21 protein-coding genes are annotated in these 19,802 nt (G+C 68.9%); 12 read left to right on the top strand and 9 right to left on the bottom strand.

Annotated elements, in window-relative coordinates; genetic code table 11:
- Positions 1-218: 218 nt before the first annotated feature.
- Positions 219-839 carry a response regulator gene (locus B0F77_RS37275; protein ID WP_086667754.1) on the top strand — a complete coding sequence of 207 codons (621 nt, stop codon included), beginning with the start codon at positions 219-221 and terminating at the stop codon, positions 837-839.
- A 65-nt stretch (positions 840-904) separates the two neighbouring features.
- On the opposite strand, the gene B0F77_RS48230 is transcribed toward B0F77_RS37275, so the two are convergent.
- The 9 genes from B0F77_RS48230 to uraH form a co-directional block, all read right to left on the bottom strand.
- Complete coding sequence (locus tag B0F77_RS48230) at positions 905-1,240, bottom strand: allophanate hydrolase-related protein (RefSeq protein ID WP_425435778.1); 336 nt, start codon at positions 1,238-1,240, stop codon at positions 905-907.
- A complete protein-coding gene (locus B0F77_RS37285) occupies positions 1,125-2,207 on the bottom strand; it encodes an XdhC family protein (RefSeq protein ID WP_086667756.1) in 1,083 nt (360 codons plus the stop codon). Before B0F77_RS37285 ends, B0F77_RS48230 begins: the two co-directional genes overlap by 116 nt.
- A 55-nt stretch (positions 2,208-2,262) precedes the next feature.
- A complete protein-coding gene (locus B0F77_RS37290) occupies positions 2,263-3,669 on the bottom strand; it encodes an NCS2 family permease (RefSeq protein WP_086667757.1) in 1,407 nt (468 codons plus the stop codon).
- Between the two features lie 89 nt (positions 3,670-3,758).
- Positions 3,759-4,220 (bottom strand): nucleoside deaminase, encoded by a 462-nt coding sequence (locus B0F77_RS37295; RefSeq protein WP_211294225.1) that lies wholly within the window; start codon positions 4,218-4,220, stop codon positions 3,759-3,761.
- A gap of 37 nt (positions 4,221-4,257) precedes the next feature.
- Positions 4,258-6,444: a molybdopterin cofactor-binding domain-containing protein gene (locus B0F77_RS37300; protein ID WP_086667759.1), complete on the bottom strand. Its 2,187-nt coding sequence runs from the start codon at positions 6,442-6,444 to the stop codon at positions 4,258-4,260.
- Entirely contained in the window at positions 6,441-7,793 is a 1,353-nt protein-coding gene (locus B0F77_RS37305; protein WP_086667760.1) for an 8-oxoguanine deaminase, read from the bottom strand. The genes B0F77_RS37300 and B0F77_RS37305 overlap by 4 nt, the downstream gene beginning before the upstream one ends.
- Complete coding sequence (locus B0F77_RS37310; RefSeq protein WP_086667761.1) at positions 7,790-8,251, bottom strand: (2Fe-2S)-binding protein; 462 nt, start codon at positions 8,249-8,251, stop codon at positions 7,790-7,792. Before B0F77_RS37310 ends, B0F77_RS37305 begins: the two co-directional genes overlap by 4 nt.
- A complete protein-coding gene (locus B0F77_RS37315; RefSeq protein WP_086667762.1) occupies positions 8,242-9,102 on the bottom strand; it encodes an FAD binding domain-containing protein in 861 nt (286 codons plus the stop codon). Before B0F77_RS37315 ends, B0F77_RS37310 begins: the two co-directional genes overlap by 10 nt.
- Positions 9,103-9,104: 2 nt before the next feature.
- Entirely contained in the window at positions 9,105-9,419 is a 315-nt protein-coding gene (gene uraH / locus B0F77_RS37320) for a hydroxyisourate hydrolase (RefSeq protein ID WP_086667763.1), read from the bottom strand.
- Between the two features lie 128 nt (positions 9,420-9,547).
- Between uraH and B0F77_RS37325 the strand changes: the two genes are divergently transcribed.
- From B0F77_RS37325 to B0F77_RS37375, 11 genes are all read left to right on the top strand, one after another.
- The gene (locus B0F77_RS37325) at positions 9,548-10,987 is read left to right on the top strand and encodes a PucR family transcriptional regulator (protein ID WP_086667764.1); all 1,440 of its coding nucleotides are present in this window, start codon (positions 9,548-9,550) and stop codon (positions 10,985-10,987) included.
- Positions 10,988-10,994: 7 nt separating this feature from the next.
- On the top strand, positions 10,995-12,449 hold the full coding sequence (gene tnpB / locus B0F77_RS37330; protein ID WP_245849152.1) for an IS607 family element RNA-guided endonuclease TnpB: 1,455 nt from the start codon (positions 10,995-10,997) through the stop codon (positions 12,447-12,449).
- A complete protein-coding gene (locus B0F77_RS37335; protein ID WP_143467114.1) occupies positions 12,434-12,736 on the top strand; it encodes a hypothetical protein in 303 nt (100 codons plus the stop codon). Before tnpB ends, B0F77_RS37335 begins: the two co-directional genes overlap by 16 nt.
- A 65-nt stretch (positions 12,737-12,801) precedes the next feature.
- The gene (locus B0F77_RS37340; protein ID WP_143467116.1) at positions 12,802-13,122 is read left to right on the top strand and encodes a hypothetical protein; all 321 of its coding nucleotides are present in this window, start codon (positions 12,802-12,804) and stop codon (positions 13,120-13,122) included.
- Between the two features lie 50 nt (positions 13,123-13,172).
- Positions 13,173-13,913: an ATP-binding protein gene (locus tag B0F77_RS37345; protein WP_086667767.1), complete on the top strand. Its 741-nt coding sequence runs from the start codon at positions 13,173-13,175 to the stop codon at positions 13,911-13,913.
- A gap of 123 nt (positions 13,914-14,036) precedes the next feature.
- Positions 14,037-14,879 (top strand): helix-turn-helix domain-containing protein, encoded by an 843-nt coding sequence (locus B0F77_RS37350; RefSeq protein WP_086667768.1) that lies wholly within the window; start codon positions 14,037-14,039, stop codon positions 14,877-14,879.
- A gap of 84 nt (positions 14,880-14,963) precedes the next feature.
- Entirely contained in the window at positions 14,964-15,875 is a 912-nt protein-coding gene (locus B0F77_RS37355) for an NHL repeat-containing protein (RefSeq protein WP_086667769.1), read from the top strand.
- Positions 15,876-16,097: 222 nt separating this feature from the next.
- Positions 16,098-18,428: a sensor histidine kinase gene (locus B0F77_RS37360; RefSeq protein WP_245849153.1), complete on the top strand. Its 2,331-nt coding sequence runs from the start codon at positions 16,098-16,100 to the stop codon at positions 18,426-18,428.
- Entirely contained in the window at positions 18,425-18,859 is a 435-nt protein-coding gene (locus B0F77_RS37365; protein WP_086667770.1) for a roadblock/LC7 domain-containing protein, read from the top strand. Before B0F77_RS37360 ends, B0F77_RS37365 begins: the two co-directional genes overlap by 4 nt.
- Positions 18,859-19,224 (top strand): DUF742 domain-containing protein, encoded by a 366-nt coding sequence (locus B0F77_RS37370; RefSeq protein WP_086667771.1) that lies wholly within the window; start codon positions 18,859-18,861, stop codon positions 19,222-19,224. The genes B0F77_RS37365 and B0F77_RS37370 overlap by 1 nt, the downstream gene beginning before the upstream one ends.
- Positions 19,205-19,786: a GTP-binding protein gene (locus B0F77_RS37375; protein ID WP_086667772.1), complete on the top strand. Its 582-nt coding sequence runs from the start codon at positions 19,205-19,207 to the stop codon at positions 19,784-19,786. The genes B0F77_RS37370 and B0F77_RS37375 overlap by 20 nt, the downstream gene beginning before the upstream one ends.
- The last annotated feature ends 16 nt before the right edge of the window (positions 19,787-19,802 follow it).

Raw genomic sequence — 19,802 nt, forward strand, 5'->3', positions numbered from 1 at the left:
GCAGGAGGCGTTCGGCGTTGGTGGTGGGGCGGCCGTCAGCGTCCCCGCGTCGGTGACGGGGCAGGTGTAAGCAATGCGGTGGGCGGCGGTTGGCGTTCCATGTGGGCTTGCGGGCCGGGCGTGACTGGTGCGGTGGGATTGCGGAGGTGGGGCGTGGATCAGGTGCGTTCGGCGTGCAAGGGCGGCCTGGCTGTCCGCCGTGGCGTCAGGGTGGCCGCGTGATCCGGCTGGTCATCGTCGACGACCACCCCGTGGTACGTGACGGGTTGCGGGGCATGCTCGCCGTGCCCGACTTCGAGGTCGTGGGCGAGGCCGCCTCGGGGGATGAGGCCGTCGCTGTCGTCACGGCGTTGTCGCCGGACGTGGTGCTCATGGATCTGCGCATGCCCGGCAGCGATGGGCTGTCGGCGATCGAACGGCTGCGTGCGCATCCGTGCCGGGTGCTGGTGCTCACCACCTACGACACGGACCGGGACGTGTTGCCGGCCATCAAGGCCGGGGCCACCGGGTATCTGTTGAAGGACACCCCGCGCGACGAGTTGCAGCGGGCCATTCGGGCGGCTCACTCGGGCGAGGCCGTGTTGTCGCCCGCGGTGGCCACGCGGTTGCTGGGGCAGGTGCGGGAGCCGGCGACCGAGGCGTTGTCCACCAGGGAGCTCGACGTGCTGGCGCTGGTGGCGAAGGGGTCCACCAACCGGGCGGTGGCGGCGGCGCTGTTCATCAGCGAGGCGACGGTGAAGACCCATTTGCTGCACGTTTACGCGAAGCTCGGGGTTTCGGACCGGGCGGCGGCCGTCGCGGTGGCGTACGAGCGCGGGCTGCTGCGGAGCGGGCGGTGAGTCCCCCGCGGCGGGACCACTTCGGTTGGTCCCGCCGCCTGCGGCAACTCCCCCTTGCCACTCCCTCACCCCTCGCGATGTAAGAACTCCCGCCAGTCGCCCAGATACGAGATGTCTCTGATGTCACCCGAATGGAGTAGCGACGGGTCGGAGAGAACGGCGTCGCGCAGCACGGTGGCCAGGGCGGCACTGCCGTCCTCCAGTTCGATCACGCCGATCTCCAGTTCCGGCGGCTCGGCGGGGACCAGGTGGTCGCGCAGGACCTTCAGCGGCAGGTCGTAGAGCTCACCTACCACGGACGCCGACCCCGACTCGTGCATCGCGGGGAACTTCCCCCGCACCGAGAAGTAGCGGTATTTGGCCGCACTGCGCGCCCGGCACACCATCGGCGTGCCCTGCAGCTGGGAGTGCAGCGGTCCGCCCCGCATGCCGCCGCCGTTGAGAAAGATCAGTGCCATGACTCTCCTGGGTCCGGTGGATGGGGGAGGACAGCGAGGACAAGGGCAGGCCGGTGCCGCCGTGCCGCAGGGCCACCAGTTCGGCGGCGATGGACACCGCGGTTTCCGCCGGGCTGCGGCCGCCGAGGTCGAGGCCGATCGGGGAACGCAGCCGGGACAGCGCCGCGCGCGGAACACCCGCCTCCAGCAGGCGGTCGAGGCGCTCGGCGTGCGTGCGGCGCGAGCCCAGCGCGCCCACGAAGGCCAGCGGCATCGACAGGGCCTGCGAAAGAACCGGGATGTCGAACTTCGGGTCGTGAGTCAGCACCACCACGGCGGTGTCGGTGTCGGTGTGCGTACGAGCGAGGTAACGATGCGGCCAGTCGACGACCACGGAGTGCGCTGCGGGAAAGCGCTCAGGAGTCGCGAAGATCGGGCGCGCATCGCACACCGTCACGTGGTAGCCGAGGAAACGCCCGATCTCGGCCACGGCGGCGGCGTGGTCGATGGCGCCGAACACCAGCAGTCGCGGTGGCGGCATCCAGGATTCGGTGAACACCCGGTCCTCGAAGGCAAAACGAACCGACACCGGATGTCCGTCCACAGAGGCCTGAAGCGCCGCACGCAACGAAGGACTGTCGCGCTGCACCAGGACGTCCAGCGAGCCGCCGCAGGTCAGGCCGACGGAGAACGCCGTGTCGTCCGAGTAACCGAACGAGGCAAGCGACGGCACAGAGGTCTCCAGAACCGTGCGGGCCAGCTCGTACACCTCGGCCTCCACGCAGCCGCCGGAGACGCTGCCGATCACCTCACCCGACGGACCGACCGCCATCGCGGCGCCCACCGGGCGTGGCGCGCTGCCCCGCACGGCCACCACCGAGGCGACCGCGAACCGGTCCCACGACAGCAGTGTTGATGCCAGGTCACGCATCGAGCCTCCCAATCAGAGGTTCGGCCGGGTGGCCGCCCGGCCGAACCTCAGCGCGTCACTTGCCGGTGATCACGTCCACGCCGAAGTACACGGCGAACATCAGGGCGAGGCCGGTCATCAGCCAGCCCGGCCAGCGGCCCTTGCAGACCCGCAGCACGACGTACGACACGAGGCCCGCGCCGATGCCGTTGGTGATCGAGTAGGTGAACGGGATGATCGCCACCGTCAGGAACACCGGGATGGTGAAGTCCGTGTCCTGCCAGGGGATTCGGCGGATCTGGGTCATCATCAGGCCGCCGATCACCACCAGGGCCGGGGCCGCGGCCTGGGCGGGCACGACGGTGGCCAGCGGTGTGAAGAGCAGCGCCACCAGGAACAGACCGCCGGTGACCACCGAGGCCAGGCCGGTTCGGGCGCCTTCGCCAACGCCCGCCGCCGACTCCAGGAACACGGTGTTCGGGGCCGACCCCGTGACGCCACCGGCGATCGCGCCGGCGCCGTCCACCATCAGGATCTTGCCCATGCCCTCCACGCGACCGTCACGCGTCAGGCCCGCTTCGTCGGACACCGAGGTGATGGTGCCCATCGCGTCGAAGAAGCCGGACAGCACGAGGGTGAACAGGAAGATCGTCGCGGCGATCACGCCCGCCGACACGAACCCGCCGAACAGATCGACCCGGCCGAACAACCCGAAGTCGGGTGAGCCCACGACGGAAGAGGGCAGCGAGGGCGTCACGAGTCCCCAGCCCTTGACGGTGAACACCGAGTTCACCACCACGGCCACCACGGTCGCGACGACGATGCTGATCAGGACGGCTCCGGGCACGCCGCGCGCCATCAGCACGATCATCAGCAGCAGACCCAGGCAGAAGATCACGATCGGCCAGCCGCTCAGGTGGCCGTCCACGCCCATCCGGACCGGGACCGTGGACCCGACGGCGTCCGGCGTGCGGGTCACGAACCCGGCGGAAACCAGTCCCACCAACGCGACGTAGAGGCCGATGCCCACGGTGATCGCGATCTTCAACGGCTCGGGGATCGCGTTGATGATGCGTTCGCGGACGCCTGACGCGGCCATCACGACGATGCAGAGGCCTTCCAGCACCACCAGACCGAAGGCCTGGGCCCACGTCATGGTCGGCGCCATCTGGAACGCCACCACGCCGTTCACGCCCAAACCGGCCGCCAGCGCCAACGGAGCGTTGCCGACCAGTCCCATCAGGACGGTCATCACGCCGGCCGCCAACGCGGTCGCCGTGGTGATCTCGGCGATGGTGAGCTTGGCGCCGGTGATGTCGGCGGACGCACCGAGGATCAGCGGGTTCAGCAGCACGATGTACGACATCGCGACGAAAGTCGTTATGCCACCCCGAACTTCACGGCCCAGAGAGCTGCCACGTTCGGTGATGCGGAAGAACTGGTCGAGGGCCGACGTCGATTGTCGGCTCCGTAACTGAGTCATGGAGGACGGCCTTTCCCATGCCGGTGGGCGCGTTCCAACGCCGGAACGCGATTAGCTACAGCTCCGGTCAGCAAAAAGGCTTGTGGCCCTTAGTAATCGATACGAGTCGCGAGTGACATCCACGCGGTAAACGGGGCGTTGTCCTCGCCTGTGGAGATCTGGTGCACGGGCAGGTCCCACTCGGAACGGGACTTGCTGAAGAGTTCGTAGAACTCGCGGTCGTCGAACCCGGCCGCCGCCGCGTCGTCGCGGTCGGCGGCGTAGACGACCCTGTCCACCCGCGCCCAGAGCGCGGCGGACAGGCACAGGGGACACGGCTCGCACGAGGAGATCAGCGTGCAGCCGGTCAACTTGAAGTCACCGAGCGCCTGGCAGGCCGCGCGGATCGCGACGACCTCGGCGTGCGCGGTGGGGTCGAGCGTCGGCGTCACCTGGTTGACGCCGGTGGCGATGACCGAACCGTCACGGACGATCATCGCGCCGAACGGGCCGCCGCCGGAGGCCACGTTGCGGGTGGCCAGGTCGATGGTGGCGAGCAGATGTGCGTTCACAGCAACAAACTCTCCCAAAAATGGTCAAACAAAGAGATCAGGTACCGGTGAGGTGTTCCGGGCGGACCGGGACGCGGGTGAGCGCCAGGCCGGTCGCCGCGCGGATCGCCGCCACGATCGCCGGGGTCGACGAGATGGTGGGCGGTTCGCCGACGCCGCGGATGCCGTACGGGGCATGGGGGTCGGCGAGCTCGAGCACGTCGATGCTCATCGGCGGCATGTCGAGCACGGTGGGGATCAGGTAGTCGGTGAACGACGGGTTGCGCACCTTGCCGCCGGAGGTCTGGATCTCCTCCATCACCGCGAGGCCGAGGCCCTGGGCGGAACCGCCCTGGATCTGGCCCACCACGGCCTGCGGGTTCAACGCACGACCCACGTCCTGCGCGCAGTCCAGCGACACCACGCGCACCAGGCCGAGATCGACGTCCACGTCGACGACCGCGCGGTGGGCCGCGAAGCCGTACTGGACGTGCGCGTTGCCTTGTCCCGTCTCGGGATCCAACGGCTCGGTCGCGCGGTGCCGCCACTCGACGGTCTCGTCGATCACCTCGGAGCCGATGTCCGTGCGACCGTCCAAAAGCGACCGGACGACACCGCAGGCGGCCTTCACCGCGCCGCCGGTCACGTAGGTTTGGCGTGAAGCGGAGGTGGAGCCGCCGTTGCCGATCGTGGTGTCCATCGGCAGCACGGTCACGCGCTCGATGCCGAGCTCGGTCCGCACGATCTGCTGCATGATCGTCACCAGGCCCTGGCCGACCTCGCACGCGGCGGTGTGCACGGCCGCGGCCAGCGAACCGTTGACCATCGACACCCGCACCCGAGCGGTCGAGTAGTCGTCATAACCCTCGGAGAAGCAGATGTTCTTGATACCGACGGCATAACCAACACCGCGCACGACACCCTCGCCGTGCGTCGTGTTCGAGACACCACCGGGAAGTTCTCGGATGTCGGACGACGTCCCGGTCGGCAGAGGCTTGTCCTGCACCAGCTTCAACAGCTGCGCGACGGGCGCGGCCGAGTCGACCACCTGGCCGGTCGGCATCACGGACCCCTCGGTCATCGCGTTGCGCACCCGGACGTCGACCGGCGACATCCCCAACGCCTCGGCCAGCTTGTCCATCTGTGACTCGTAGGCGAAACCAGCCTGTACGGCACCGAACCCACGCATCGCACCGCACGGCGGGTTGTTCGTGTAGACGCCGTACGCGTCGACCGTCACGTTGTCGACCTCGTACGGACCGACGCCCAACGTCGCCGCGTTGGCCACGACAGCGGGAGTCGAGGAGGCGTAAGCACCGCCGTCCAAGTACATCCGCGTGCGAACGTAGACCAGCTTGCCGGTGTGGTCGGCGCCGTGCTCGTAGTACAACACGGCCGGATGCCGGTGTACGTGCCCGTAGAACGACTCTTCGCGGTTGTAGACCATCTTGACCGGCTTGCCGGTGTGCAGCGCCAGCAGACACGCGTGCACCTGCATCGACAGGTCCTCACGGCCACCGAACGCGCCACCGACCCCGGACAGCGTCAGCCGCACCTGTTCCTGCGGCAACCCCAGCGCCGCCGCGATCTGGTCGCGGTCGACGTGCAACCACTGCGTCGCGATGTAGAGGTCGACCGAGCCGTCCGCGGCCGGCACCGCGAGCCCGGACTCCGGCCCGAGGAACGCCTGGTCCTGCATCCCTACCTCGTACCGCCCGGTGACCACGACATCGGCCGTGACGTCCTGCGAACCACGGCGGATCGGGACGTGACGCACCAGGTTCCCGCCGGGGTGCAACGGGGTGTCGTCCACCGCGGTTTCCATGTCCACGACGGGTTCCAGCACGTCGTAGGTCACGACGATCTTCTTCATCGCCCGCAGCGCGGTCTCCGGGTGGTCGGCACCGACCAGCGCGACCGGCTCGCCCTGGTAGCGCACGACGTCGACCGCCAGCACCGGCTGGTCCTTGTGCTCCAACCCGTACAGGTTGCGCCCCGGCACGTCCGAATGCGTCAGCACCGCGTACACACCGGGCACCTTCAACGCTTCCGTCAGATCGACCGACGTGATGCGGGCATACGGGTGCGGCGAGCGCAGGGTCGCGCCCCAGATCATGTCCTCGTGCCACAGGTCGGACGCGTAAGCGAACTCGCCGCGCACCTTCAGGTTGCCGTCCGGGCGCTGCGGCGACGTCCCGATGCCACCCGACACCGCGGAGGTGAGTTCGGCGGGAGTGAGGGTCATCGCGCTGCCTCCTGAAGCTTCAGACTGGCGGCGGAAAGGTCACGCGCCAGCTCGTCGGTCGACGCCGTCCGCAGAACCCCGTCCTGCACGACGACCCGGCCGCCCACGATCAACAGTTTCAACGGCGGGGGAGTGCCGAGCACCAACGCCGCCACCGGGTCCGCGATCCCCGCGTAGTCCATTCCGGACAGATCCCACACCGCGAGGTCCGCCACCTTGCCCGGCTCGATCGAGCCCAGCGAGTCGGCACGGCCCAGCACCTGGGCCCCGCCCATGGTGCCCATCCACAACGCCTTGCGCGCGTCCAGCGCACCCGGCCCGCCCCGCTGACGTGCCTGGTACAGGGCCGAACGCAGCTCGACCACCAGCCCACCGTCCTCGTTGGACGCCGCGCCGTCGACCCCGAGTCCGACCGGCGCGCCCGCGTCCAGCAGGTCGCGCACCGGCGCGATCCCCGTGCCCAGCCGCCCGTTGGACGTCGGGCAGTGCGCGGAACCGGTCGACGTCGCCCCGAGCCGCTTCACCGCGTCGGAGTTCAGGTGCACGGTGTGCGCGAGCCACACGTCGGAACCCAGCCAGCCGAGCTGCTCGGCGTACTCGGTCGGCGTGCACCCGTTCTCCGCCAGGCACTGCTCTTCCTCGTCCAGCGTCTCGGCGAGGTGCGTGTGCAGCCGGACGCCGTGCTGGCGAGCCAGCGCAGCGGCCCCGGTCATCAGCTCCTTCGACACCGAGAACGGCGAGCAGGGCCCGACGGCCACGCGCACCAGCGCGTCGTCGGCGGTCGAGTGGTAGTCGCCGATCGCCTGCTCGGTCGCGATCAACGCGGCCTCGGTCTCCTCGACCAGGTTGTCCGGCGGCAACCCGCCGGAGGACTGGCCCCGGTCCATCGACCCGCGGATCGCCTCCAGCCGGATCCCGATCCGCCGCCCCGCCGACACCAGCGCGTCGAACACGTCACCGCCGCCGGACGGGAAGACGTAGTGGTGATCAGCGGCCAGCGTGCAGCCCGTCAGCGCCAGCCGCGCCAGCCCGGCCGAGGCCGCCGCGTGCGTCACCGAGTCGTCCAGCCCGCGCCACACCGGATACAGCGTGGTCAGCCACTCGAACAACGTCGCGTCCTGGGCCAGCCCGCGCGTCGCCCACTGGTACAGGTGGTGGTGCGTGTTGATCAGCCCGGGCGTGACCAGGCACGACGACGCGTCGACGTAGGTGTGCGACTCGGAGGGCCGAGGCGCCGGACCCGAACCGACGGACTGAATCCGCCCGTCCCGGACGACCACGTGCCCGGACGAGTGCTCGGTCCCGGCCGAATCCACGGTGGACACCGCACAGCGGTCGAGGACGATCATCGGCGCGACGCCGCCAATCGCACGGCGTCCAGGATCTTCTCGTAGCCCGTGCAACGGCACAGGTTCCCGGCGAGCGCCTCGCGGATCTCCGGGTCGGACGGATTCGGCACGCGGTCGAGCAGGTCGTGTGCCTGCACCACGAGACCGGGCGTGCAGAACCCGCACTGCACCGCGCCCGCCTCGACGAACGCCTCCTGCACCGGGTCCAGCGAATCACCGTCAGCGAGCCCCTCGACCGTCCGCACGGAACGGTCCTGCGCCTGCCCGGCCGCGACCAGGCACGCACACACCGGCACGTTGTCCAGGTACACCGTGCACGAACCGCATTCGCCTTGCTCGCACGCGTTCTTCGAGCCGGGCAGCCCGAGTCGTTCGCGCAGCATGAACAGCAGCGACTCGCCTTCCCAGACGTCGTCGGCCTGGCGCTGCTCGCCGTTGACCGTCACGTTCACGCGCATGCCTTTTCCCCGTCCAAGAGTTCCTGCCAGGCCCAGCCCAGCGTCCGGCGAGCCATCACGGCCAGTGCGTGCTTGCGATACGCCGCCGACCCGCGCACGTCGTCGATCGGCGACGCGGCCTGCGAGACCAGCTCCCCGAACTCGCGCTTCACCGAGTCCAGCAGCGGCTTCGGCGAGGCGAAGTCCAGCGCGGAGGCCAGGAACTGCTCGGCGTCCAGGGCCCGGCGCGGCGTGGGAGCCGCGGAACCGACCGCCGCGCCGACCCGGTTCTCCGCCGGGAACAGCGAGATCGCGAACGAGCACACCGCGATCACCATGGCGTTGCGCGTGCCGACCTTGGAGAACTGTTGTGGCCCCTTGGCAGGCGTCAGGTGAACCGCCACGATCAGCTCGTCCGGCTCCAACGCGTTCCGCTTGACGCCCAGATAGAAGTCGTCCGCCGGGATCATCCGCGTCCCGCGCACCGAGGCCACCTCGATCACCGCGTCGGACGCCAGCAGCACCGGGTGCGTGTCCCCGGCGGGGGAGGCCGCGCCGAGGTTGCCGCCGACCGTGCCGCGGTTGCGGATCTGCGGCGAACCGACCGTTCGTGAAGCCATCGCGAGGCCGGGGAGCTGGGCGCCGAGCTCGTCGATGATCCGCACGTACGGCACGCCCGCGCCGACCCGCAGGCCGCCGGACCACTGCTGGAGTTCGGGAATCCTGGTCAGGTCGAGCAGCGCGCCTGGCCTGCGGTGGTCGTAGTTGAGCTCCACCATGACGTCCGTGCCGCCGGCGATCGGCACGGCGTCCGGCCGGGAGGCCTTCAGCTCCAACGCCTCCGCAAGCGTTTCCGGTCGAAGGAAGTCCATCGTCAGCTACCTCGGTAGGTGGAGTAGGCGAACGGCGACAGCAGCAGCGGCACGTGGTAGTGCTGCGCCGGATCGGAGTAGTCGAACGTGAGCACGACCTCGGGGAAGAACGGCGCGGCCTGCGCCGTGTCGAACACCAGCCGGTACACCCCGGCCTCCAGACCTTCACCCCATCCGGTGATCCGGCCGTCGGCGTTCGTCTCGGCGTTCGCCACCTCGGTCCCGTCGCGGCGCTGCAGCGACACGGCGATGCCCGTGAACGGCCTGCCGCGTGCCGCGTCCAGCACATGCGTGGAGATCGTCACTCGCCCTCCCATCTGGTTGTGAGCCAGTACACCTAGTCACCGGCCCGATCCACTACAGCCGGGACGCATGAATCAGCAGGCTCCTACACGTAACGAATTTGTGCTTTCCTACAAACACGAATGGACGAAAGTGACCTGTCATGTTGCTGCTGCGGACGTTGCTGCAGATGCCGGAACTGCGGCTGAGCCTGCAAACCGGTGAGGACCAGCTCGACCGCACGGTCAGCCGTGTGTACGGAACGGAGCTGCCCGACCCCAGCCGGTACCTGTCCGGCGGGGAGCTCGTGCTGTCCGGCCTGCTCTGGCACCACGGCCCGCAGGACTCCGAGACGTTCGTCCGTTCGCTCGCCGCGGCCCGCGTCGCCGGCCTGGCCGCGTCCGAGACCGAGAACCGCTCGCTGCCCGAGGACCTGGTCGACGCCTGCGAACGCCACCACGTGCCGTTGCTGGAGGTGCCTGTCGACCTGTCGTTCGCGACCATCACCGAACGCGTGTCGATGGAACTGGTCGGGCTCAGCAGGCACCGCCGGTTGCTGAACGTCATCGCGGAGGGCTCCGGGCTGCCCGCGTTGTTGTTGGCGGGCGGACACGAGCTGAACGCGCCGTGCTGGGTGCTCTCCACCACCGGCCGGGTCGTGGCGGGCGGCGAACTGCCGGAGCGGGTCACGCTGGTGAAGGAGTTCCTGCAGGCCGACCGGCTCCCGAAGACGGTCAGGGGCATGACGCTCGTGCCCGTCTCCGAACGCGGTGGCAACCGGCTCACCAGCTGGATCCTCGTCGTGGGCGGCGCACCGCAGCAAGAGGCCGCCGCCGAGCTCGCGTCCCTGGTCGGCCTGGAACGCCTCCGCCAGGCCCAGGGCAGACAGATCGAGAACCGCACCGCCGGGCCGCTCGTGACCGCCGTGCTGAGCGGTTCCGCGGACGTCGAGTCACGGCTGGCGGCGGCCGGGCTGGAGAACGTGCGGCTGCGCGTGATCAGCGCGGTGACGTCCGATCAACGGACCGATCTGGCAGCCGCCGTGCTGGAGGAAACGCTGCCACAGGCGTTGGTGACGCCTGTGGGGGACACGGTCTACGCGGTGGCCAAGGCCGACGACTCGTTGCCGGACGACGTGCGTGAGGCGATGCGCGTGATGGAGCCGGGACTCGGGTCGTCGCGCGTCCTGGTCGGCATCAGCTCACCGGTCGAGTGGCGTGGTTTGCGTGGCGCTGCGGAGGAAGCCACGCACGCGCGTCGGCTGGGTGAACGTCGTGGCGGTCGCACGTGCGTGGTGGCGGGCGAGGAGATCGCGCTCTATCAACTGCTGCTCGCCGGCGTCCCGGAAGAGCTGCGGGCGTCGCTGCGCCGCCGGTTGCTCGGTCCGGTGCTGGACTACGACGCCGAGCACGGGTCGGATCTCATCGGCACGCTGAAGGTGTTCCTGGACTGCTCCGGCTCGTGGACCGCCGCGGCCGCCAAGCTGCACGTCCACGTGAACACGTTGCGATACCGGGTGGGGCGTGTCGAGGAACTGCTGGGCGTCGACCTGGCCGAGTTCGAGGCGCGCGTGGACCTCTTCCTGGCACTGCAGGCGGGGTAGTAGCTGCTTGGTCGCCCGCTACGGTGTCGGCGAGATGGTCACGGTGATCCAGGCGTATCGGTTTGCGCTTGATCCGACTCCAGGGCAGCAGGCGGTCCTGGGGTCGCATTGTGGTGCGCAGCGGTACGCGTTCAACTGGGGTTTGGCGCGGATCAAAGCAAATTTGGACCAGCGAGCCGCGGAGAAGACCTACAACCTCCCCGGCGATCAACTCAGTCCGTCGATGTCGTGGTCGGCCTACAGCTTGCGCAAGGACTGGAACCGGGCCAAGAACGAGGTCGCCCCATGGTGGGCGGAGAACTCGAAGGAGGCTTACTCCTGCGGCCTGGCCAACCTGGCGACCGCGTTGGGCAACTGGACAGACTCCAAGCGTGGCAAGCGGAAGGGGCGCAGGCTCGGGTTCCCGAGGTTCAAGGGCAAGCGGTCCGGTCTGTCGTGCCGGTTCACCACCGGCGCCTTCGGCCTCGCTGATGATCGCCGGCACGTGAAGCTGCCTCGCATCGGCTTGGTGCGCACGCACGAGTCAACTCGCAAGCTGGCCCGGCACGTTGAGCGCGGTACTGCCCGCATCCGCTCGGCGACAGTGTCCCGCCGGGTGGGCCGGTGGTTCGTGTCGTTCTCCGTGGAGATCACCCGCGCCGACCCCGTACCCGCCCGGCCCGACAGCGTGGTCGGGGTCGATCTGGGGGTGAAATCCCTGGCCGTGTTGTCGACAGGCGACGTCATCCCGAACTCGCGCCACCTGGAAACCGCCCAGCGGGAACTGCGTCGCCTGCAACGCCAGGCCGCGCGCCGCACCGGCCCGGACCGGCGCACCCGCCAGGAACCCTCCGCCCGGTGGCGCAAGACCCAGGCCCGCATCGCCCAGGTACACGCCGCGGTCGCGAACGCCCGCCGGGACAGCCTGCACAAGCTCACCACCCGGTTGGTCCGTACCCATGGCGCGGTCGTGGTCGAGGACCTGAACGTGGCCGGCATGCTGCGCAACCGGCGGCTGGCCCGGCACATCGCCGGTGTCGGGATGGCCGAGCTGCGTCGCCAGATCGAGTACAAAGCCCGGTGGGCTGGCGTGCAGGTGCACGTTGCCGACCGGTGGTATCCCTCGTCCAAGACGTGTTCGGGTTGTGGTGTGGTGAAAGCCAAGCTGCGCCTGTCCGAACGCGTGTACCGCTGTGACGCGTGCGGCATGGTCTGCGACCGGGACCTCAACGCCGCACGTAACCTCGCTGCGCTCGTGCGCCGCGAGACGTCCTCCCCGAGTTGCGGGGCGACGCGAAACGAGCCCGCTGGAAACCCACGTAAGACCCGCACCACGCGGGCGACGGGTACGGCCACGGGAAGACCCGCACCAACCGGTACGGGCCAACGCCGACGCCGCAAGGCGCGGCTGCCTGAACACAGCGGATTCATGTTCGCTCACACGTCAGGTAACGGTAGCTTGAAGGGGTGCCCTTCGACTTGATGAAGGTGCTGCGCAGGTTGCGTCCTGCCCCGGTGTCCCCGCATCGGCCGATCGAACGCATCGCGGCCGACCTTCGTCGTGTGCGCAGGGCGCTGGCCTGCTTCGAGCCGGAGGACTCGGCGGTCAAGAAGATCGCCGCACGTCAGGCCTATGACGCGTTGCTCGTGCAGGCCTGCGCGGCGTTGGAGGTCGAGCACCGGCTGGGCCGCTTGCCGCAGGGGCTGGACCGCGAGATCGAGCGGTTCAGGGTCGAGGAGTGCCTGAGGCGCCGCGGGTTGTCAGTCTGACGGCTGATGGGGCTTGAGCCTTCAGGCTGATGTATCCGCGGGGCGCGGTTTCCTACCGTTCCACCATGAGGACCGTCTTACTCGTGGGCCTGCTGCTGGCCGGAAGCACCGGCTGCGCGGTAGCGCCCCATATCCGCGTGGTGGTCGAGGGATCCGGCACGACGGACCAGCTCACCTACGCGTTTCCCGGTGAAGAGGAACGGACCCTGCGCAACCCGGACATGCCGTTCGAACGCATGGGCGCGCGCAAGGGACGGGTGGCCATCCGGCTGGAGGGCGTGCACGGCGAGCTCACCTGCAAGATCATCATCAACGGCCGTCAGGTCAGGAGCGCCACCTCCAACACGGGTGCCGCACTCACGTGCGATCACTCTATGGCTGTCTGACGCAAGACGGTGAAAGCCCGTAGCTTCAAGGTGTCGGGGAGGTACGGGCGATGAGTGACGTTCTGACGGGCACCACCACAGGCACGATCCGTTGCACCAACGACGTACCGAGGCGGTTCCGGCCTCCTGCGCCGCCGCGGCACTTCGTGGGCCGCGACGCCGAGCTGGCTGGCATCAGGGCCGGTGGGGTGACGGTGCTGAGCGGGCCCGGCGGGGTGGGCAAGACCGCGCTGGCGCTGAAGTGGTTGCAGGAACGGCGATCCGGCGAGCAGCTGTACGTCGATCTGGCCACCCAGGATCTCGACCGGCTGCTGCGGTCGTTCGGTCTCAACGGGGTGGCACCGGACGAGGTCGCGGACGTGTTCCGCGGCCTCGCGACCCGGCGGCAGTTCACCCTGTTGCTGGACAACGCGGACTCCGCCGAGCAGGTGACGCCGCTGCTGCCCGCGTCCGGCACGGTGCTCGTGACCAGCCGGGCGAAGCTGAACCTCCCGCAGGCGCACCAGATCGACGTCGAGCCGCTCACCGACGACGGGCGCCTCGGCCAGCTGCTCGACCGGTCCTATGTGGAGCTTCCGGAACGGCAGGCGCGGCTCTACCGGTTGTGCGCGTGGGAGGCCGGCACGTTCGGCGTTCCGGTGGCGGCGGCGATCGCGGGTGAGCCCGACTGCGACGTCGAGGACGCGCTGGACGACCTGGTCGAGAAGTCGTTGCTCACCGAGGTGGGCGACTACGCGTTCAGGTTCCACGACCTCGTGCGTGCCCATGCGCGCACGAAACGCTATCAATAGTTAAAAGCACTAACGGCCGTTTAATGCATACGACTCCGGTAAGCGGAGTTCGTTGGTGTTTAAGGGTTGTCAACACCGGGGTGGCTCCATTCGGGAATCCGAAATGGTCATATCCTTCACGTCATGCCGAAGGATTTCCGGGCCTCGACGCTCGAACGCGCCATCGGGCGGCAGCTGGCCGGGTGGCGCGCGGAGCGCGAGCTGAGCCTGACCGAGGCCGGCCAGCGTGTGGGTTTCAGCGGTGCCAAGCTGTCCATGATGGAGAACGCCGTGCAGCCGTCGGCGCCGGTGGACGTCATGGCGCTCGGTTACGTGTACAAGGTGCCGACTCCGGAATGGCAGGCCGTGGTGGTGCGCGCGGAGTACGCGGAACAAGTCCGCAAGCGCGCGCTCAACAACGCCGTGAACTTCGATCCGGCGGCGGACTTCGCGAATCTCGTGTTCGAGGCGACGTTGCTGCGGGCGTTCACGACGGATCTCGTGCCGGCCGTCTTTCAACTCGGCGGGTACACGAACGCGGCGATGCTGACCGACGACCCGGTCCGGACCGCGCGGCTCACGATGGCGCGGGAGGCGTGGTCGGCGCGGCTGGGCGACAAGGACCCGCTGACCGTGCAGGCGGTCTTCCCGGAAGCCGTGCTGCGGCAGGTCGTTGGAGGGCCGCGGGTGATGAAGGCGCAGTTGCTGCACCTGATGGAGGTCAGCGAGTACCCGACGGTGAGCCTTCAGGTCGTGCCGCGTGGTGCCGGGGCCTATCCGGCGATGGGGTCGCCGTTCACGTTGCTGGGTTTTCCGCACCGTCAGCACAACGACGTGGCGTACCTGGAGACGTTCATCAAGGGCGAGTACGTCGAGGAGCCCGGCCTGACCGAGCGGTGCGCGCAGCGGTTCGCCGGGCTGCAGCAGCTCGCGCTCGGGGCGGGCGAGTCGCTGGAGCTCATCGCCGAGGCCGCCGCTGAGCTGTAGAGATGTCGGATTCCTGAGAAAACTCCGGTTCGGCCGCGTCAGGGAGAAGGATCGGGGGCGCACCCAAACCGAAAAGGAGACGGCATGTACCGCAGATTCGGTGTCCTGCTCGCGGCGGTCCTGGGCGTCACGTTCACCGCCGCGCCGGCCACCGCAGACGCGTCCCAGCATGATCCAACAGGGCAGTTCCCGACGGAGTTCTCCCTGCCGAACGGGTGGCAACCGGAAGGCATCGCGATCAGCGGCACCACGGCCTACTTCGGGTCGCGGGCCGACGGGTCGATCTACGCGGCGGACCTTCGCACCGGCAAGGGCCAGGTACTGGCCAAGGGGCCTGGCACACCGTCGCTCGGCATGAAGGTCGACGCGCGCAAACGGCTGTGGGTAGCGGGTGGTGTTGGTGGCGACGCACGCGTGTATGACACCCGCACCGGTGCGTTGCTGGCGAAGTTCCAGTTCGCGACAACGGACACGTTCGTCAACGACGTCGTGCTGACCGACAAGTCGGCGTGGTTCACCGACTCGCGCAAGGCGGTTCTGTACGAGGTGCCGCTCAACCTCAAGCCGCACCGGACCCTGGCGCTGACCGGCGACCTCGTCGTCACGCCCGGCGCGACGAACCTCAACGGCATCGTCACCGGGCTCGACGGCGGCCTGATCGCCGTGCAGAGCAACACCGGGTCGCTGTTCCGAATCGATACACGTTTGGGCAAAACGACCAGCATCAATTTGCACGGTCAAACACTCACGAATGGCGACGGTCTGTTGCGTGAGGGACGCCAGTTGTTCGTGGTGCAAAACAGGCTGAACAAAGTCGCGCGCTACACGCTCAGTCGTGATGGCGCGACCCTAGCGGCGGAACGCACGGATGCGCGGTTCGACGTTCCCACGACCGTTGCCGCGTTCGGTAAGCGCCTGTACCTGCCGAATGCCCGGTTCAGCACCCCGCCGACGCCCGAGACCACCTACAACGTCGTCGCGGTTGAGCGCCCGTAGAACAGGCACAGGAACTAGCCCGTACGGGGGTTCTTGCCTTGTGAGAACCCTCGTACCGGGTGTTGCTCCGCTCACTCGACTGGGTAGCCTGCCAACCGCGTACTGCGTGTGATCGCTGTCATTGGGTAACGATGATCTCTACTTGTAACCTAATTTCAGCCGAAGGAGTGACTCGGGTTACCCGCAGCGCTAGCCGTGGGACAGGGAGACCGTGAGAGCGCTGTGAACGAGAAGAGCGGTTACACACCGACCAACCCCCGGACCATTCGGTCGCGGCTGGCCGGTGTCGTGGTCGTGCCCAGCGTGGTGCTCCTGGTCATGTGGGCCGTTTTCTCCTCGTACACCCTTTTCGACGGCATCTACTTGCGCTCGGTCGCGTCGAGCGTGAAGGACTCGGTGATCCCGTCCGTCGACGCGTTCGCCGGTCTGCAGAAGGAACGTCAGCTGAGCCTCGAGCTGCTGAGCAAGGCCGGCGGGGTGGACGCGGCCGCGCTGAAGAAGCAGCAGGCCGCCACCGACGAGTCGGTCCTGAAGATGAAGGCCGCGTTCACCGACCTCGCGGACAGCTCGCCGAAGGACATCGTCGACCGGATCAACGCGCTCAACTCCGTGCTGAACGAGCTGCCGCAGCAGCGGGCGCAGGTCGAGTCCGGCGCCGCGAACCCGCAGGCGGTCTACGACTACTACAACAGCCTGCTCGACGCGGGCGTGGCGCTGTTCTCCCGGCAGGCGCGGCTGGTGCCGGACGCGGAGGCCGGCCAGGCCAACGTCCAGGCCGTGGCGATCTTCCAGGCCGCCGACTGGATGTCCCGCGAAGCCACGATCGGCTCGCGCGGGTTGCTCAACAGCGGGTTCACCCCGGCCGAACGCATCGAGTTCGTGCGGCTCGTGGGTGCTTATCACGCCAGCATCGACTCCACGATCCCGTTCGCACTTGAGCAGCCTCGCGCGCAATACGACGCGCTGCGGGGGAGCGCCGAGTACCGGACGTTGCTCGACCTCGAAGGCCGGATCATCAACGGCGACGCGAGCGTCACCGACCAGCAGTGGCGCGCGGCCGCCGGACCGGTGCACGACAAGCTCGTCGGGATCGCGGTCCAGCAGGCGGGGGACGCCGCGAACCTGGGCCTGGACAAGGCCGGCAGCCGGTTCACCGCGGTGCTGATCGGCAGCCTGATCGCGCTGCTCGCCGTGGTCGTGGGCATCGTGCTGGCGTTGCGCATCTCGAACCGGCTCGTGTCGAGGGCCCTGGTCACGCGGCTGGCGTCGTTGCGCGAGGACACGCTGCGGCTCGCGCAGGAACGGCTGCCGCACATCGTGGCGCGGCTGCGCGGCGGCGAGCAGGTGGACGTCCACCGCGACATGCCGCCGCTGGACTACGGCAACGACGAGATCGGCCAGGTCGCGGACGCGTTCAACACCGCCCAGTACACGGCGGTCGCGGCGGCGGTGAAGGAGACGCAGGCCCGCGAGGGGGTGAACCGGGTCTTCCTCGACATCGCGCACCGCAACCAGGGCCTCGTCCACCGGCAGCTCAAGATCCTCGACAAGCTCGAACGCGAGGAGGAGCACCCCGAGCAGCTCGACTCGCTCTTCCAGCTGGACCACCTGGCGACGCGGGCCCGCCGCAACGCGGAGAACCTGATCATCCTCGCCGGTGAGCAGCCGGGCCGGCAGTGGCGCAAGCCGGTGCGGCTGAGCGACGTCATCCGCTCCGCGGTCGCCGAGACCGAGCAGTACGTCCGGGTCAAGGTCAACCCGGTGCCGGACCGCGCGCTGGTGGGAGTGGCCGTCGCCGACACCATCCACCTGCTCGCGGAGCTCGTCGACAACGCGACGGCGTTCTCGTCGCCGCGGTCCGAGGTGATCGTCCACTCCAGCGCCGTGCCGCACGGGATCGTGATCGAGATCGAGGACCACGGGCTCGGCATGACGCAGGAGGAGCGGCTGCAGGCCAACGCGAAGCTCTCCAACCCGCCGGACTTCGAGACGATGGCGTTCCGGGGCGAGTCCCGGCTCGGGCTGTTCGTCGTGGCCCGGCTCGCCGCGCGGCGGGGCATCAAGGTGGAGCTGCGCGACTCGCCGTATGGCGGCACGGTCGCGTTGTGCGTGCTGCCGCCGAACATCGTCGCCCCGCACAACACGGCGGGCGACATCACCGAGACCACCCAGATGCCCGTGCGGTCGTTCCACGACCACCACCACGGTCACGTCGAGGAACACCCCAGCTTCCCGATCACGGTGACCCCCGAAGTGCGGGCGGCGCTGAACTCGACGCCCCCGCCGGCCGTGTCCGAACCAGCAACGCCGGTGGACGAACCAACCTCCACCCCACCTCCGCAGGACGGGAAGGCACCCCTTCCCCGCAGGAAGAAGCGGCAGAACCTCGCGCCGCAGCTCATGCAGTCCGCGCAGGAGACACCCCATGCCGAGCCGGTGACCGGCGAAAGGCCGGCCGAGCGGATCCGAGACGGGCTCGCCGCGTTCCAGCGCGGCACCCGTGACGCCCGGCTGACCGACGACTGGAGATCAGAAGGAGCCCCCTCGTCATGAAGGACAACACCAGCCAGCACGGTGAACTGAACTGGTTGCTGGAGGACCTGATCCAGCGCGTGGTCGGCGCCCGGCACGCGGTCGTGCTGTCGGCGGACGGACTGCTGCTGGGCCGCTCGGCAGGGCTGTCCCGCGACGACTCGGAGCACCTGTCCGCGATGGCGTCGGCGTTCCAGTCGCTCGCCCGCGGCACGGGCCGGCACTTCGGCGGCGGCGCGGTGCGGCAGACCATCGTCGAGATGGAGCACGCCTACCTGTTCGTGACCGCGGCCGGGCACGGCGCGTGCCTCGCGGTGCTGGGCGAAGAGGACGCCGACATGGGCATGATCGCCTACGAGATGAACATGCTGGTCAAGCGGGTGGGCACGTACCTCTCGTCGGCCCCGCGCCAGGAAACGGCAACCGTCCCCTCGGCGCGTGAGTCGCGCTGATGACCGCGCGGGAGGACTGGTGGTACGACGAGGCCGCGGGGCCTCTCGTACGCCCGTACGCCATGGTGCGCGGCCGCACCCGGCCGAACGCGCCTGATCTGCACCTGGTGACGCAGGTCCGAGCCTCCTCGTTTACGTCCGACCAGACGTCGCTGACGGTCGAACATCGCGAGATCATGGCCCTGTGCGCACGCCCGCTGTCGGTCGCCGAGGTAGCCGCCTACCTCGACGTGCCCCTCATCGTGGTGAAGGTCCTCCTGTCGGACCTCATCGAGCGCGGTGACGTGCTCGTGCAGAACTCCTCCCCCCAGATCCCCAACCGGGATCTCCTGCAGGCCGTACTGGATGGTGTTCGTGGGATCTGACGACCAGCTGACCGTGCCGACCGCGGTCAAGATCGTCATCGCCGGCGGGTTCGGCACCGGCAAGACCACCATGGTCGCGTCGGTCTCCGAGATCCCGCCGCTGCGCACCGAGGAACTGCTCACCGAGGCCGGCACGCACGTCGACGACCTCGTCGGCATCGAGGGCAAGGACACCACGACCGTCGCCCTGGACTTCGGGCGCATCACGATCAACACGGCGGTCGTGCTGTACCTGTTCGGGACGCCGGGCCAGAACCGGTTCTGGTTCATGTGGGACGAACTCGCGACCGGTGCCATCGGCGCCGTGGTCCTGGTGGACACGCGGCGGCTGGACTCGTCGTTCCCGTCGATCGACTTCTTCGAGCACCGCGGGATCCCGTTCGTCGTGGCCGTGAACTGCTTCGACGGGGCGCAGCTCTACACGGTGGACGAGGTCCGGCACGCGCTGGACCTGGACGAGGCGATCCCGGTGGTGCTGTGCGACGCGCGGGACCGGGAGTCGTCCAAGACCGTGCTGGTGGGGTTGATCCAGCACTCGATGAACCGATTGGCAGCTGTATGACAGAGGGCCCGCTCCG

The organism is Lentzea kentuckyensis (genome assembly GCF_002150765.1).
Lineage (GTDB): Bacteria > Actinomycetota > Actinomycetes > Mycobacteriales > Pseudonocardiaceae > Lentzea > Lentzea kentuckyensis.